Raw genomic sequence first — 14422 nt, 5'->3', positions numbered from 1 at the left:
AGGTCGGATAACAACTGAGCGAGTTCTGGTGCTCGGTGGCGGGCTGGCCGGGGCGGGCTGTGCGCTGGAGCTCGGGGACAACGGGATCGAGGTCACGCTGTTCGACCGCAACGACTACAACCAATTCCAGCCGTTGTTGTACCAGGTAGCCGGCTGCCGGCTGCCCGCCGAGGACATCGCCCGCCCCCACCGGACCATCTTCAAGAACCACGCCACGGTCAGGGTGCTGACCGCCGACGTGCTCGCAAGATCACTCTGGTCGACCAGGGCCGCGCCCTGCTCGGACAGTTCTCCGACAAGGCCCACGGCTATGCGCTGGACAAGCTGACCGCGGCCGGCGTCGACGTCCGGCTTGGCGTCGGCGTCACCGCCGTCCACCCCGACAAGGTGGAGCCGGACGACGACACCGCCATCGCCACCCGAACCGTGGTGTGGGGCGGGGGAGTCGGCCTCAGCGATCGCCCACGCCGCCGGCCCCACACCAGGTCGCGGCGGTCGACTCCACGTTCACCCGGACCTCAGCGTGGCCGACTGCCCCGGTGCGTACGCCGTCGCCGAGGGCGGCAAGCATCGCCACCAGGTAGAGGGCCCGGTCGCCTTCGCCGCCTGGCTCGGTGTACATGCGATGCTGCTCAGCGGCGTGCTGTCTCACTGATCGGTGAGGCAGTACGCCCCAACATGACCGGTTCCGCCTGCTTCGGGAGGTTCGGGGCCGGTTTTCGTATTAGCCGGTGGGAATCAGCTTGTCCATGGAGTCTGAGCGCGCCGCGACCTACCCGGCCTTGATCCACGATTGCAGTCGCCCTAGGGTCCACAGCGGCATCGTGGACCCTCACCCAGCAGGCCTGTTCACAATCTCCGGTGAGATACAACTAGCGGGGAGCAATCGATGGCCGATTTCGAGACCATCACGATGGAGGCGGAGCTCGTCGACGAGGACGCAGCGCGTGACATTGCGAAGGCGGTCAGCGCTCGTCACTCGATCGCTCGCAAGTACGTCATAAGGATCCGCCGCCGGAATCCGGACGCAACCCCCGCTGAGGTGATCCGGATGCTCGAACGCCACTATGGCACTTCGATCACCACTGCTGGTGCCCTCATCACCGCCGGCGCGATCGCGGCCGATATCGGTATCGCGATGATTCCAGGAGTCGGGGCCGCGGCGGCCGGTGTCAAGAGCGCGGGCCAGCAGGCGGCCAAGAAGACCGCCAAGGAAACTGCGAAACTTGCCGCCAAGGAAGCTGCGAAACTTGCCGCGAAAAACGTGGCGCTGGGCACCGCGAAGAACGGTGCACAGCGAGCCGCGGCGCTCCTCCCTGCGGGGGATGAGCAACTGCAGTTCGAGCTCACCGCGATCTTCGGGCTTGCAATAGCCGACATTCACGGAATGGACCTCGACCAGGACCAGGCTCACGCCCTCGTCTACGGCCTCTCGAACGAGCGCGTTAGCCAGCAGCAGATCGCGACGATGGCTGCGGACCTCTCGAACGCGTCTTCCGAAGGTGTCGTCGGCGTCGGCAACAGGATCGCTGCTGGCCGTACGGACTGGTCGCACTGGGCGAGCACGCTCGCCGACACACTCCCTGGAGGAGCAGCGCAGAGTTTGGTTCGGACCATGCAGACGGGTCAGCTGGACACCGTGCGCGAGAACTTGAGTGGCAAGCAGCAGGCAACGATCGAATACGGAGTTGGGGCCTTGGCGGGAGGGGTTACGCGCTTCGTGTTCGGTCGCGACGTCATCGTCGCGGCACGGGCCGCATTCCCCGATGCCCCGGACGAGTTCCCGGCCCATTTGGCCGTCATTCCGAAGGCGAAGCCTGACGCCGATGACGGCGAGGTCGAATCGAACCGGGCTCTCGCTGCTTTGGAGGACGCAGCGAAGGTGACGGGCAGCTGGATCGCTGGCACTGCCGGCGCAGTCGGGGGAGGCGTCGCGACGGGCGCTGTCGCAGTGGGCGCCGGCGTAGCGAGCGCGGCCGGCACGGTGACGCGCTCGTTCCGGAGCGTGGACATCGACGGGGACGGGATCCCGGATGAGCCGCAGGCGCTCACCAAGGTCAAGGGTGTCGGCGGCGCCATCGCCGGTAAGGCGGGTTCGGTGGGCGAGAGTGTCGCAGGATTGTTCAAATCGAAGAAGCGCGGCGAGCCGCACATGGCCGGCGGGCCAAAGACCGGCAACGAGGAAGCCATCGAGGAGTAACACCCGGCGCGGCAGAGGTTGCTCGGCTACGGAACGTGGCGGAGTTCCGTTTCAACGTAGAGCCGCGGACCCTCACCCCAAGGGACCCCACCGGGCCGCGAATGGCCGGGTGGGATCCCTTGTTTTGGTTGGGTCTTGGTTGCGGCGCAGTGGCCGGGTGCGAGCCCTCAGGCGCGCCGTCTGACGATCAGCCCCCAGATGAAGAGGACGACGACGGCGCCGACGATGGCGACGAGCCAGGTCTGGAGCGACCAGATGTCCTCCAGACCGATGCCGAAGATGGCCGATCCGAGCCAGCCGCCCAGCAGTGCCCCGACCACTCCGACGACGAGCGTGCCGAGCAGGCCGCCCGGGCCGGGCAGGATGGCCTTGGCGATGGCTCCGGCGATGAGGCCCAGGACGATCCAAGCGATGATGCTCATTGTTCTTCTCCGTTCCCAGAGGCTGAGTGATGAAGACCCAAGCGGGCGTGCCCTGAGGGTAGACCCCGGCGTCCCCGCGGGGAAGACCGGTGCCGCTGTCCCGGGTGCCGCAATCGCCGCGGGGGAGCGGGCCGGCCGGCGGCATGCGGCGCGCCCGGGACATCCCGGCGGAAGAAGTGCTTCACGCGTGCGCGGCAGCACGTTTTCTTACGCGGGGCCGCGCCGTTGATCCCCCCGGGATCGGCACCGGCACGGGGAAGCGCGGGGTGAATATGACACCGGCCACTCGTGGTTACGAGTCGGTAACATTCGAGTCTGAAGCAAATTTTTTATATCCACCCGATCCCATGGCGATTAGAGTGCATTGCATATACGGCGGGGCCCGTGCCGCGCCGTGGCTGGGCGTGGGGACCGGGCCGTTATCGCACCTAAGAATCAAGGAGGCGGAATGCGTCTGAAGCGTATTTCCAAGGCTGTCGCGCTGGGCGCCGTAGCCGCCCTGGCCCTGAGCGCCTGCTCGGCCAACACAGGCACCACGACGTCGTCGCCCGCCGCCGCGGGCGGCGGAGAGGTCCGCGTCGTGGAGGTGAACGGGTTCAGCTCGTTCAACTCGAGCACCGCCGACGGCAACAGCGACATCAACGCGAAGATCGCGTACGCCACGGGCTCGAACTTCAACTACATCGACAACGGCCTGAACATCGTCAAGAACGAGAAGTTCGGCACCTACGAGGTCCTCTCCGAGAACCCGCTGAAGGTCAAGTACACGATCAACCCGGGCGTCACCTGGTCGGACGGGACCCAGATCGATGCCGACGACATGCTCTTCTGGTGGGCCATCGAATCGGCCTACTTCAACGACGGCTCGGCGCCCGACCCGGAGACCGGCAAGCCCACCGAGGGCAACGCCTACTTCGACTACGCGGGCACCACCGAGGGGCTGGCCCTGACCTCCCTTCCGGAGGTGTCCGAGGACAACCAGTCGATCACCCTGAGCTACTCCAAGCCGTACGCCGACTGGGAGATCGCTTTCGCCTCCCTGACCCCGGCCCACGTCGCGGCGGAGAAGGGCGGCCTGACGCCGGAGGAGCTGACGCAGCTCATCAAGGAGACCCCGAAGGGCGACCCCGAGAACCCGGCCGAGGAGAACGCGAAGCTGCGCGCCGTCGCGGACTTCTGGAACACCGGCTACGAGTCCACCTCGCTGCCCGCGGACAAGGACCTGTACCTGTCCTCCGGCCCGTTCATCGTGTCCGACGTGGTCGCCGACCAGTCCATCACGCTGGTGCGCAACGAGTCCTACAACTGGGGCCCGGAGGCCAAGGTCGACGAGATCGTGGTGCGCACCATCGGCGACTCGGCCGCCCAGGTCGCCGCGCTGAAGAACGGCGAAGTGGACATCATCGCCCCGCAGGCATCCTCCGACACGGTCAAGCAGCTCGAGGCCCTGGGCAGCTCCGTCGTCGTCCAGCGGGGCGAGCAGCTCGCCTACGACCACCTGGACCTCAACCACAGCGGCGTGTTCAAGGACGCCGCCGTGCGCGAGGCCTTCATGAAGACGGTCCCGCGCGACCAGATCGTCGCCTCGGTCATCGGCGACCTGGACCCGGAGGCCAAGCCGCTGGATTCCCAGCTGTTCGTCCCGGCGAACGAGGGCTACGCGGCATCGGCCGCAAACAACGGCTCGGCCAACTACGCCAAGGCGGACATCGACGGGGCCAAGGAGCTGCTCGACGGCGACACCCCGACCGTTCGGATCATGTACAACAAGGACAACCCGAACCGGGTCGACGCCTACTCGCTGATCGCGGAGTCCGCCAGCCAGGCCGGCTTCAAGGTCGTCGACGGCGGCCTGGGCGCCACCGAGTGGAGCGCCGCCCTGGGCAGCGGAAACTACGACGCCTCCATCTTCGGCTGGACCTCCCCGGGCGTGGGCGTCAACGGCGTGCCGCAGCTGTTCGGCTCGGACTCCGCCTCCAACTTCAGCGGCTTCAACAGCCCCGAGGCCGACGCCCTGATGGACGAGCTGATCGTCACCACCGACCGGGCCAAGCAGACCGAACTGCAGACCAAGATCGACAAGCTCATCTTCGACGACTACTACGGCCTGCCGCTGTTCCAGTCGGTCGGAGTCGAGGCGCACTCCGCCAAGATCGGCGGGGTGGAATACATGCCGAACCAGACCGGCGTGTGGTGGAACTTCTGGGACTGGACCGTCAACAGCTAGTCCGTTGCGAACCCAGGCCCCAAACCGCCTGAGTGGGCGCCGGGACCGGAACATCGGTTCCGGCGCCCCTTGGTTTCGGGCCGCCGCGACCAGGCGCCGGGGAACCCCCGGACCGTTCAATCAAAGGTTTTATCTATGGTGACCTACATCGTTCGGCGCCTTGTCACCGCCGTGCTCATCCTCTTCGGCGCATCGTTCATCGTTTACCAGCTCACCGCCATGGCGGGGGACCCCTTGTCGGACCTGCGGGACAGCAACGCCCCGAACAAGGAGGAGCTGATCCGGCAGCGGACGGACCTGCTGGACCTCAACACGGCCGCCCCGGTCCGCTACTTCAAGTGGCTTGGCGGCGCGGTGCAATGCCTGGTCCCGCTGGCCAACAGTTGCGACCTCGGCTCCACCCTGCATGGCGAGCCGGTCACCGAGGCGCTGGGCCGGGCGATGGGCCAGACGATCCTGCTGGTCACCGGAGCCACCGTGCTGGCGATCGTGGTGGGCATCACCCTGGGCATCGTCACCGGCCTGCGCCAGTACAGCTCGCTGGACTACTCGGTCACCTTCATGGCCTTCCTGTTCTTCTCCCTGCCGATCTTCTGGGTGGCGGTCCTGCTCAAGGAGTTCGGCGCCATCCAGTTCAACGACTTCCTCGTCGACCCGGTGTTCAGCCCCTGGTCGATCGCGCTGACGTCCCTGCTCATGGGAGTGGTCGCCGTCCTTTTCATGAGCGGGACCCTTAAGCGCCGCAGCGTCGGCTTTGTCCTCGGCGCCGGGGCGACGGCGGCCCTGATGCTGGTGCTCTCCGCCACCAAATGGTTCGCCACGCCCGGCCTCGGACCGGTCCTGCTGGTGGTCTTCGGCACCGCCACCGCGTTCCTGGCCACCCAGCTGACCGCCGGGGTGCGCAACCGCAAGGCCCTCTACTCGGCGCTGATCATGGTGCCGCTGGGCCTGGTCTCCTACTACGTGCTCAACCCGGTCTTCGGCGGTTTCGGCACGTGGCAGATCGTCGCCGGCGCCGTGGTGGCCGTCCTGGTCGGCTGCGCCGTCGGCTGGCTCATGGGCGGCTACGACCGCGGCCAATCCATGCGGGCCGCCGGCCTGACCGCGTTCTTCATGGCAGGCCTCGTCGTGCTGGACCGGTTCATGATCGAGTGGCCCAACTACGTCTCCAACTCCCGGATCCGCGGGCGTCCGATCGCCACCATCGGCTCGGCCACCCCGAACCTGGAGGGCAACTGGTGGATCCAGAACATCGACACGTTCACCCACCTGCTCCTGCCCACCGTGGCGCTGCTGCTGGTCTCCCTGGCCAGCTACTCCCGCTACTCGCGCGCGTCCATGCTGGAGATCATGCAGCAGGACTACATCCGCACCGCCCGGGCCAAGGGACTGCCCGAACGCACCGTGGTCATGCGCCACGCGTTCCGCAACGCCCTGATCCCGCTGGCGACGCTGGTCGCCTTCGACATCGGCGCCCTGCTCGGCGGGGCCGTCATCACCGAAAAGGTGTTCTCCTTCACCGGCATGGGCGCCCTGTTCGTGGACTCCCTGATCCCGATCCCGGACCCGAACCCGGTGATGGGCGTCTTCCTGGTCACCGGCATCGTGGCCATGGTCTTCAACCTGGTCGCCGACCTGGCCTACTCCGTCCTCGACCCGCGCGTGAGGGTGAAAGCATGAGCACCAACAACACTCCCGAAACCAAGGGCCTGTCCCAGGGCGCGATCGTCCGCAAGCGGTTCTTCGGCAACACCCCGGCCGTGATCTCGCTGGCCGTGTTCGCGCTCATCGTGATCCTGGCCTTCAGCTCGATCGGCTTCGCCGGGATCCCGGGCTGGTGGAAGTACAACCACACCGAGTTCAGCCCCACCGTCAACGACGGGGCGCCGACCTTCCAGAGCCTGTTCAACTGGGGCGAGCACCCGTTCGGGCAGGACCGCATCGGACGCGACTACTTCGCGATGACCATGCGCGGCACCCAGCAGTCCATCATGATCATGTTCGTGATCGGCCTGGTGGCCGGCGCCATCGGCGTCGTCGTCGGGGCCGTCTCCGGGTACTTCCGCGGATGGGTCGAGTCCGCGCTGATGCGCCTGGTCGACGTCATCATCATCATTCCGGTGCTTATCCTGGCCGCTGTCCTTGGCCGCATCGCCGGCTCCTCGGTGGCCGGCAACCTCGCCACGATCGCCCTGGGCGCATTCATCGGCCTGGCCATCTGGACGGGCCTGGCCCGCCTGGTGCGTGGGGAGTTCCTCAGCCTGCGCGAACGCGAATTCGTCGACGCGGCCCGGATCGCCGGGGCTTCGAACACCCGCATCATCTTCAAGCACATCCTGCCCAACGCGGTGGGCGTGATCATCGTGAACGTCACCCTGATGATGTCCTCGGCGATCCTGCTCGAAACCGCGCTGTCCTACCTGGGCCTGGGCGTGAAGGCGCCGGACGTCTCGCTGGGTTCGCTGATCTCGGACAACCAGGCGGCGTTCACCACCCGCCCGTGGCTGTTCTGGTTCCCGGGCCTGTTCATCGTGGCGATCTGCCTGTGCATCAACTTCATCGGCGACGGCCTGCGCGATGCGTTCGACCCCCGCCAGAAGAAGTTCAACGCCAAGCGCGCCAAGGACCGCGGCACCCGCGGACCGTCGGGGACGGCCGGAGCTCCCGTGCCGGCGGCCGCACCCGACACCGCGTTGCGGCCGGCCGCGGACCGGGACGGCGACCCCGTCCCGCCCGCCGCGGTCCCGGGCCAGGCGCGTTGAATACAGCCCACTGAATGCAGCGCGCTGATCCGGCACCGGCACGGCCGGAGCCGGTCAGAGCAGGTAGGACGGCAGCAGCAGGCTCAGCGCCAGCAGCAGGAAGAAGGCGAGCAGATGGGCACCATGCCATTGGCGGCGTACGACGGCGGCTTCCGCCGCGCCGCCGTCGAGCAGGCCCTGCTCGGCGAGCGCCTGGAGGCGCCGGCGGACCTGGCCCGCGACCGTTCCCGAATCGGTGCCGGCCACATCGCCCGGGCGGACGCTGACGTAGCGGCGGCCGCCGGCGTCGCGCCGTTCGTCGCGGGCGGTGCGGCGCGCCTCCCGGAGCGCGGCGCTGGAGCCCGGAGCCGGCGCGGCCCAGGCGCCGTAGCGGCGTTTGGGCGTCACCACGGTGAGGGCGTACTTGGTGTCCACGTCCACGATCGCCGCCCACGGGATGGACACGGTGGAGGCCGGATTGACCAGGCGCACGCCGTTGCCGCCGACGGTGACGGACGGGAACCAGAACAGCCACCAGGCCAGGTACGCCAGAAGCAGCAGCGGAACCGCCGCCGGCCAGCCCCCGGGACCGGCGCCCAGGACCACCGTCGCGGCGCCGGCCAAGGCTCCGCCGCCGAGCAGCGCGGCCAGGACGCGGGGCCCCCGGGGACGGAATACGAAGTCTTCGGAGCTGCTGTTCGGCGCTGGCATGACCCCATCGTTCCAGCTTTGCCGCTTGGCCTCGCAATCCGAGCGCAGCGCACGCCCGCAACCCCACCCGCAATCCCACAGGCCACCCCCGACGCACCACCGCAGGGCCGGAACAGCTTCCGGAAGGAAACGAGGACAAGATGAGCGAACACGCCACCGCAAACCACGCCGCGGGCACCCCCGTGCTCGAGGTCCGGGACCTCTACGTCGACTTCGGGGTGGACAAGGCATGGGTCCCGGCCGCCGTCGGGCTCAACTACCAGGTGCGGGCCGGCGAGGTGCTGGCGATCGTCGGGGAGTCGGGATCCGGCAAGTCCGCCAGCTCCATGGCGCTGCTGGGACTGCTGCCCTCCAACTCGCGCGTGCGCGGCCAGGTCCTGCTCGACGGCAAGCCCCTGCTGGGCCTGGGCCCGGCCAAGCTGCGCCAGGTGCGCGGCAACGACGTCGCCGTCATCTTCCAGGAGCCCATGACCGCCCTGAACCCCGTGTACACGGTGGGGGACCAGATCGTGGAGACGCTGCGCCTGCACAACCCCATGTCCCCGGCGGACGCGCAGCGGCGCGCGTTGGAGATGCTGGAACTGGTGGAGATGCCGGACCCGGTCAAGGCGTTCCGTTCCTACCCGCATCAGCTCTCCGGCGGCCAGCGCCAGCGCGCCATGATCGCCCAGTCGCTCTCCTGCGACCCGAAGCTGCTGATCGCCGACGAGCCCACGACGGCCCTGGACGTCACGGTCCAGGCGGAGATCCTTGACCTGATGCGCAACCTGCGCGACAAGCTGAACTCCGCGATCGTGCTCATCACGCACGACATGGGAGTGGTCGCCGACCTGGCCGACCGGATCGCGGTGATGCGCCAGGGCCGGATCGTCGAGACCGGCACGTCGCGGGAGATCTTCAACCGCCCGCAGCACCCATACACCCAGCAGCTGCTGGCCTCGGTGCCGCGGCTGGGCCAGGGCACCGAGGGGGAGACGGAGGTCGACGTCACCGCGGCCGTCGCCCAGGCCGTGCACATCGACCTGGAGACCGCCGGCGAGGAGGAACTGCGCGAACGCGAGCAGGAGGTCCTGGCCGGGCTGGAGGCGGCGGGGGAGCAGGCCGCGGAGGAACCGGCGCGGCCCGCGGTCCTGGAGCTGTCCAACGTGGCCATCGAGTACCCCAAGCAGGGACGCGTCCCGGCGTTCCGGGCCGTCGAGGGCGCCAACCTGGTGGTCCGCCAGGGACAGGTGGTGGGACTGGTGGGGGAATCCGGCTCCGGCAAGACCACCATCGGGCGGGCCGCGGTGGGCCTGCTGCCGGTCGCGGAGGGATCGCTGAAGGTCACCGGCACCGAGCTCGCCGGGCTGGGCCAGACCTCCAAGCAGCTGCAGGCCATCCGCCGCCAGGTCGGCATGGTCTTCCAGGACCCGTCCAGCTCGCTGAACCCGCGCCTGCCCATCGGCGAATCGATCGGCGAACCGATGCTGCTCGCGGGCGTCGCCAAGGGCGCCGCGCTGCAGAAGCGCATCGAGGTGCTGCTGGACCAGGTGGAGCTGCCGCTGGCCTACCGCAACCGCTACCCCCACGAGCTCTCCGGCGGGCAGAAGCAGCGCGTGGGCATCGCCCGGGCCCTGTCCCTGGAACCGAAGCTCATGGTGGCCGACGAGCCGACCTCCGCCCTGGACGTCTCGGTCCAGGCCAAGGTCCTGGAGCTTTTCCAGGGGCTGCAGCGGGAGATGGGCTTCGCCTGCCTCTTCGTCACCCACGACCTCGCCGTGGTCGACGTCCTGGCCGACCGCATCGTGGTCATGCGGCACGGGCGGATCGTGGAGCAGGGCACGCGCGACGAGGTCCTGCGCAACCCGCAGGACCCCTACACCCAGCGGCTGATGGCGGCGGTCCCGCTGCCGGATCCGGATGCGCAGGCCGAACGCCGCGAACTGCGGGCCAAGCTCGCCGCCGGATCGGGCGCCTCCTAGGGCACCTCGCGGGACGGGTGTGCATGCCCGTGCGACGAATACGGCTGACGCGTCGTTATGCACGCGACGCGCGGGCATGCAACGACCCCGCCGTCCCGGCTACGGCGCCTCGGGAATCCTGCCGGCCAGGACGGTGCCGGGGCCGCCGACGCCCAGGGCCGCCAGCCGCTGCCCGAACAGGTCCGCGGCGATCCGGTGGCCCGCCGCGTCCAGGTGCGTGCCGTCGGCCAGCCGGTTCGCCAGCCCGGCGGTGGTCAGCCAGTCGCCGGCGCTGACGAAGTCCACGCCCGCCTCCGCGGCGGCGCGCCCCACCGCGGCGTCGACCGCGTTGCGGCGGCCGCCGCCGTCGTCCAGGGCCCGGGCCAGCGTGCCCACGGCAACGATCCGGCTGTCCGGGTAGGTGCGCCGCAGCTCACCCACAAGGTCCAGGAACCCGGTCCGGATCCGCTCATCGGTCGCCCCGGCGAGTGCGTCGTTGCCGCCGCCCTCCACCAGCACCAGCCCGACGTTCCCGTGGGGGAGCAGCCACTGGCCCGAGCGCAGCGCGTCGACGTAGTTCAGGAACCTTCCGTTGGAGGCCGTGAAGCCGGTCCCGCCGCGGCCGCGGAAGACCACCTGGTAGCCGGCCGCCTGCAGGGCCAGCCGCGGCCACGTCATGGCGCCCGGGACGCCCGCGGCGCCGTCGGCCTGCGAGTCCCCGACCACCACGGCCAGCCGGGCCGGGTCCGGGTAGAGGAGTTCCTCGCGTCCGGTGGCCGGGTTGCGCACGGTGCCGATGCTGCCTTGCGTGGACCAGCCGGCGTGCTCGTTGGGGGCCACCACGGGCCCTCCGCGCGCCGTCCCTCCCGGCACGATTCCGGCCGGCGCGGCCGCCGCCCGCGGGGTTCCGCCGGGGACGTGCCAGCCTCCGTGCGCCGAGACGGCCAGGAAGGCGCCGGCCAGCACGACGGCGGCGGCCGCCGCGAGCGCGCCCGCGGCCTTGCGCCGCGCGCGGCAGCGGCGCCGGGCACGGGAGGCCCCGCGCCCGTTCCCCCGGTCAAGACCGTGTCCCATGGTTCCCCCTGGCCCTGGAAGGACCCGGCGGCCAAAGGCCGCCGGAACTCCAACCTTGCCGTTTCGGGGCCGCGACGCGCCAGAAGTTTGGGGCATTTTTTCGCGGGGGTTAGAATGGATGATTGGGTCGACTGTGGCCCCGACCCCAACAACCGAACGAAGTGAGTCCCGAACGCATGTCTGATATCAGCACGGCTGCCAACACCGCCGTCCGCGAAGACCTTCGCAACGTCGCCATTGTCGCGCACGTCGACCACGGCAAGACCACCCTCGTGGACGCCATGCTGGGCCAGACCGGCGCCTTCTCCTCCCACGGGGAGACCGAGGAGCGGGTCATGGACTCCGGCGAGCTGGAGCGCGAGAAGGGCATCACCATTCTCGCCAAGAACACCACGGTCGCCTACTCCGGTCCCTCCGCCAACGGCAAGTCCGTCACCATCAACGTCATCGACACCCCCGGCCACGCCGACTTCGGCGGCGAGGTCGAGCGCGGCCTGTCCATGGTCGACGGCGTCGTGCTGCTGGTCGACTCCTCCGAGGGCCCGCTGCCGCAGACCCGCTTCGTGCTGCGCAAGGCGCTGGCCGCGAAGCTGCCGGTGATCCTGGTGGTCAACAAGACCGACCGTCCCGACGCCCGCATCGATGGCGTTGTCTCCGACTCGATGGACCTCCTCCTGGGCCTGGCCTCCGACCTGGCCGACGAGGTTCCGGACCTGGACCTGGACTCCGTCCTGAACGTGCCGGTCGTCTTCGCCTCCGGCAAGGCCGGCCGCGCCTCCCTGACCCAGCCCGCCGACGGCTCCCTGCCGGACAGCGAGGACCTGGAGCCGCTGTTCGCCGCCATCATGGAGCACGTCCCGGCCCCGGTCTACACCCCGGACGAAGTCCTGCAGGCGCACGTGACCAACCTGGACGCCTCCCCGTTCCTGGGCCGCCTGGCCCTGCTGCGCATCTTCAACGGCACCCTGCGCAAGGGCCAGCAGGTCGCCTGGGCCCGCCAGGACGGCGAGCTGAAGACCGTGAAGATCACCGAGCTGCTGGCCACCAAGGGCCTGGCCCGCGTGCCCGCCGAAGAGGCCGGACCGGGCGAGATCGTCGCCGTCGCCGGCATCGAGGACATCATGATCGGTGAGACCCTCACCGACCTGGAGAACCCGAAGCCGCTGCCGCTGATCACCGTCGACCCGCCGGCGATCTCCATGACCATCGGCATCAACACCTCCCCGCTGGCCGGCAAGGTCAAGGGCGCGAAGGTGACCGCCCGCCAGGTCAAGGACCGCCTCGACAAGGAACTCATCGGCAACGTGTCGCTGAACATCCTCCCGACCGAGCGCCCGGACGCCTGGGAGGTCCAGGGCCGCGGCGAGCTGGCGCTGGCCATCCTCGTCGAGCAGATGCGCCGCGAAGGCTTCGAGCTCACCGTCGGCAAGCCGCAGGTGGTCACCAAGACCGTCGACGGCAAGATCCACGAGCCGATCGAAGAGATGACCATCGACGTCCCCGAGGAGTACCTCGGCGCCGTCACCCAGCTCATGGCCGCCCGCAAGGGCCGCATGACCAACATGGCCAACCACGGCACCGGCTGGGTCCGCATGGAGTTCACCGTTCCGGCCCGCGGCCTGATCGGCTTCCGCACCAAGTTCCTCACCGAAACCCGCGGCGCCGGCATCGCGTCCTCCTACTCCGGCGGCTACGAGCCGTGGTTCGGCCCGATCGAGTACCGCACCAACGGCTCGATGGTCGCCGACCGCGCCGGCGTGGTCACCCCGTTCGCGATGATCAACCTGCAGGAACGCGGCAGCTTCTTCGTGCAGCCGACCTCCGAGGTGTACGAGGGCATGATCGTGGGCGAGAACTCGCGCGCCGACGACATGGACGTGAACATCACGAAGGAAAAGAAGCTCACCAACATGCGTGCGGCGTCCTCCGACAGCTTCGAGAACCTCACCCCGCCGCGCACCCTCACGCTCGAGGAGTCCCTGGAGTTCGCCCGCGAGGACGAGTGCGTCGAGGTCACCCCGGAGGCCATCCGCATCCGCAAGGTGATCCTGGACGTCAACGAGCGTCTGAAGGCTAACCGGGCCCGTGCCCGCGCCTGACAAACCCCGCAGCAAGGCCCTGGCGGCCGGCACCGGCATCGTCTCCGCCCTGGTGGCGGGGCTGCTGGCGGCGGTCGTCGGGACCTTGGTGCACGGCCACGTCCTTTACGTCGGCGACAACCCGTTCCCTTGGGGCGCCTTGCTGGCCCTGGGGTTCGCCGGAGCGATGATGGTCCTTGCCGGACTCTTCGCGGAGAAGCTGTGGGCCACGGCCCTCGCCGGCGTCGTGGCCTACGGGCTGGTGGCGCTGACCAGCGCCGGCACCCGCAACCACCTGATCGTCGCGTGGTCCAACCACGCGACGCTGCCCGGCCCCGCGCTGGCGGGTGCGGTCTGGACCTACGGGTTGGTGGCGGCCACGCTGGTGGCCCTGGTGATCACCGCATGGGCCCTGCCCAAGCGCACCGCCAAGTAGCCCGGCCGTAGCCGTGGCCCGCCGAAGCCCGGCCTCCCTCGGGAGGCCGGGCTTCGCTGTGTCTATCGGGCTTCGCTGCGTCTACGAGGCGCTGCGTCTACTCGGCCGTGCGGTCCAGGTGGTGGGCGATGAACAGGGACGTCGCCGCGCCCTCCGGGTCCGGCGGGCGCAGGGCGTACTCCGAGACCACGGCGCGGAGGCGTTCGAGCATTTCGCGCCGGTCGGCCTCGTTGAGCCTGAGGCCGGCGCGCACCACCTGGATCTCGTCGGGAGCCAGCCCGTCGATCTCCTGCAGGAACGTTTCCACCAGCACCGGGGCCGCATCGGGGACCCGCGTGCCCCAGGACATCCGGGTGCTGCGGTAGGGCACCTCCTTCGCGCCGCGATTGCCCCGGCGGGCCTCCTCCGCCTCCAGGAACCCCGTGGAGAGCAGCGTGCGCACATGGTGGAGCGACGTCGCGGGGTTCAGCCCCAGCAGGTCGGCGATCTCCTTGTTGGTCCGCGCGCGGTGCAGGCACAGCCGCAGGATCCGCAGCCTCACGGGCGAACTCAGTGCCCGCGCCCGTGCTTGCAGCTCTTCGTCCGTTGCCATA

Annotated in this window: 13 protein-coding genes; 8 read left to right on the top strand and 5 right to left on the bottom strand. The window is 69.3% G+C overall.

Annotation, left to right across the window (positions count from 1 at the left end):
• Window positions 1-114 precede the first annotated feature (114 nt).
• Window positions 115-378: a hypothetical protein gene (locus tag ABD912_RS03745; RefSeq protein ID WP_345148574.1), complete on the bottom strand. Its 264-nt coding sequence runs from the start codon at window positions 376-378 to the stop codon at window positions 115-117.
• Between ABD912_RS03745 and ABD912_RS23525 the strand changes: the two genes are divergently transcribed.
• Both ABD912_RS23525 and ABD912_RS03735 read left to right on the top strand, forming a co-directional pair.
• A complete protein-coding gene (locus tag ABD912_RS23525; protein WP_425548028.1) occupies window positions 277-786 on the top strand; it encodes a hypothetical protein in 510 nt (169 codons plus the stop codon). The genes ABD912_RS03745 and ABD912_RS23525 overlap by 102 nt on opposite strands.
• 103 nt (window positions 787-889) lie before the next feature.
• The gene (locus ABD912_RS03735) at window positions 890-2200 is read left to right on the top strand and encodes a hypothetical protein (protein ID WP_345148572.1); all 1311 of its coding nucleotides are present in this window, start codon (window positions 890-892) and stop codon (window positions 2198-2200) included.
• Window positions 2201-2367: 167 nt separating this feature from the next.
• Here the strand turns inward: ABD912_RS03735 and ABD912_RS03730 are convergent, their stop codons facing one another.
• On the bottom strand, window positions 2368-2622 hold the full coding sequence (locus ABD912_RS03730) for a GlsB/YeaQ/YmgE family stress response membrane protein (RefSeq protein ID WP_345148571.1): 255 nt from the start codon (window positions 2620-2622) through the stop codon (window positions 2368-2370).
• A gap of 448 nt (window positions 2623-3070) precedes the next feature.
• On the opposite strand from ABD912_RS03730, the gene ABD912_RS03725 reads away from it, so the two are divergent.
• The 3 genes from ABD912_RS03725 to ABD912_RS03715 all read left to right on the top strand — a co-directional run bounded on the left by ABD912_RS03725 (window position 3071) and on the right by ABD912_RS03715 (window position 7611).
• Complete coding sequence (locus tag ABD912_RS03725) at window positions 3071-4849, top strand: ABC transporter family substrate-binding protein (protein ID WP_345148569.1); 1779 nt, start codon at window positions 3071-3073, stop codon at window positions 4847-4849.
• Window positions 4850-4984: 135 nt separating this feature from the next.
• Window positions 4985-6529 carry an ABC transporter permease gene (locus ABD912_RS03720; RefSeq protein ID WP_345148568.1) on the top strand — a complete coding sequence of 515 codons (1545 nt, stop codon included), beginning with the start codon at window positions 4985-4987 and terminating at the stop codon, window positions 6527-6529.
• The gene (locus ABD912_RS03715) at window positions 6526-7611 is read left to right on the top strand and encodes an ABC transporter permease (protein ID WP_345148566.1); all 1086 of its coding nucleotides are present in this window, start codon (window positions 6526-6528) and stop codon (window positions 7609-7611) included. The genes ABD912_RS03720 and ABD912_RS03715 overlap by 4 nt, the downstream gene beginning before the upstream one ends.
• A gap of 54 nt (window positions 7612-7665) precedes the next feature.
• On the opposite strand, the gene ABD912_RS03710 is transcribed toward ABD912_RS03715, so the two are convergent.
• Window positions 7666-8301 (bottom strand): PH domain-containing protein, encoded by a 636-nt coding sequence (locus ABD912_RS03710; protein WP_345148564.1) that lies wholly within the window; start codon window positions 8299-8301, stop codon window positions 7666-7668.
• A gap of 140 nt (window positions 8302-8441) precedes the next feature.
• Here ABD912_RS03710 and ABD912_RS03705 point away from each other — a divergent pair, with 140 nt between their 5' ends.
• Window positions 8442-10262, top strand: a complete 1821-nt coding sequence (locus ABD912_RS03705; RefSeq protein ID WP_345148563.1) for an ABC transporter ATP-binding protein — start codon at window positions 8442-8444, stop codon at window positions 10260-10262.
• Between the two features lie 99 nt (window positions 10263-10361).
• Here ABD912_RS03705 and ABD912_RS03700 read toward each other — a convergent pair whose 3' ends face one another.
• On the bottom strand, window positions 10362-11315 hold the full coding sequence (locus tag ABD912_RS03700) for an SGNH/GDSL hydrolase family protein (protein WP_345148562.1): 954 nt from the start codon (window positions 11313-11315) through the stop codon (window positions 10362-10364).
• Between the two features lie 176 nt (window positions 11316-11491).
• On the opposite strand from ABD912_RS03700, the gene typA reads away from it, so the two are divergent.
• Window positions 11492-13414: a translational GTPase TypA gene (gene typA / locus ABD912_RS03695; RefSeq protein WP_345148560.1), complete on the top strand. Its 1923-nt coding sequence runs from the start codon at window positions 11492-11494 to the stop codon at window positions 13412-13414.
• Window positions 13401-13829: a hypothetical protein gene (locus tag ABD912_RS03690; protein WP_345148557.1), complete on the top strand. Its 429-nt coding sequence runs from the start codon at window positions 13401-13403 to the stop codon at window positions 13827-13829. Before typA ends, ABD912_RS03690 begins: the two co-directional genes overlap by 14 nt.
• A 97-nt stretch (window positions 13830-13926) precedes the next feature.
• On the opposite strand, the gene ABD912_RS03685 is transcribed toward ABD912_RS03690, so the two are convergent.
• Complete coding sequence (locus tag ABD912_RS03685) at window positions 13927-14421, bottom strand: ArsR/SmtB family transcription factor (protein WP_345148556.1); 495 nt, start codon at window positions 14419-14421, stop codon at window positions 13927-13929.
• Between the last annotated feature and the right edge of the window lies 1 nt (window position 14422).

Source organism: Arthrobacter ginkgonis, from assembly GCF_039540195.1.
Lineage (GTDB): Bacteria > Actinomycetota > Actinomycetes > Actinomycetales > Micrococcaceae > Zafaria > Zafaria ginkgonis.
This window is presented reverse-complemented; position numbering and strand designations above follow the sequence as displayed.

Bases quoted from the DNA above. Each gene is read 5' to 3' on its own strand.
- ABD912_RS03735 (WP_345148572.1), top strand. From the start codon at position 890: ATGGCCGATTTCGAGACCATCACGATGGAGGCGGAGCTCGTCGACGAG.
- ABD912_RS03730 (WP_345148571.1), bottom strand. From the start codon at position 2,622: ATGAGCATCATCGCTTGGATCGTCCTGGGCCTCATCGCCGGAGCCATC.
- ABD912_RS03725 (WP_345148569.1), top strand. From the start codon at position 3,071: ATGCGTCTGAAGCGTATTTCCAAGGCTGTCGCGCTGGGCGCCGTAGCC.
- ABD912_RS03720 (WP_345148568.1), top strand. From the start codon at position 4,985: ATGGTGACCTACATCGTTCGGCGCCTTGTCACCGCCGTGCTCATCCTC.
- ABD912_RS03715 (WP_345148566.1), top strand. From the start codon at position 6,526: ATGAGCACCAACAACACTCCCGAAACCAAGGGCCTGTCCCAGGGCGCG.
- ABD912_RS03710 (WP_345148564.1), bottom strand. From the start codon at position 8,301: ATGCCAGCGCCGAACAGCAGCTCCGAAGACTTCGTATTCCGTCCCCGG.
- ABD912_RS03705 (WP_345148563.1), top strand. From the start codon at position 8,442: ATGAGCGAACACGCCACCGCAAACCACGCCGCGGGCACCCCCGTGCTC.
- ABD912_RS03700 (WP_345148562.1), bottom strand. From the start codon at position 11,315: ATGGGACACGGTCTTGACCGGGGGAACGGGCGCGGGGCCTCCCGTGCC.
- typA (WP_345148560.1), top strand. From the start codon at position 11,492: ATGTCTGATATCAGCACGGCTGCCAACACCGCCGTCCGCGAAGACCTT.
- ABD912_RS03685 (WP_345148556.1), bottom strand. From the start codon at position 14,421: ATGGCAACGGACGAAGAGCTGCAAGCACGGGCGCGGGCACTGAGTTCG.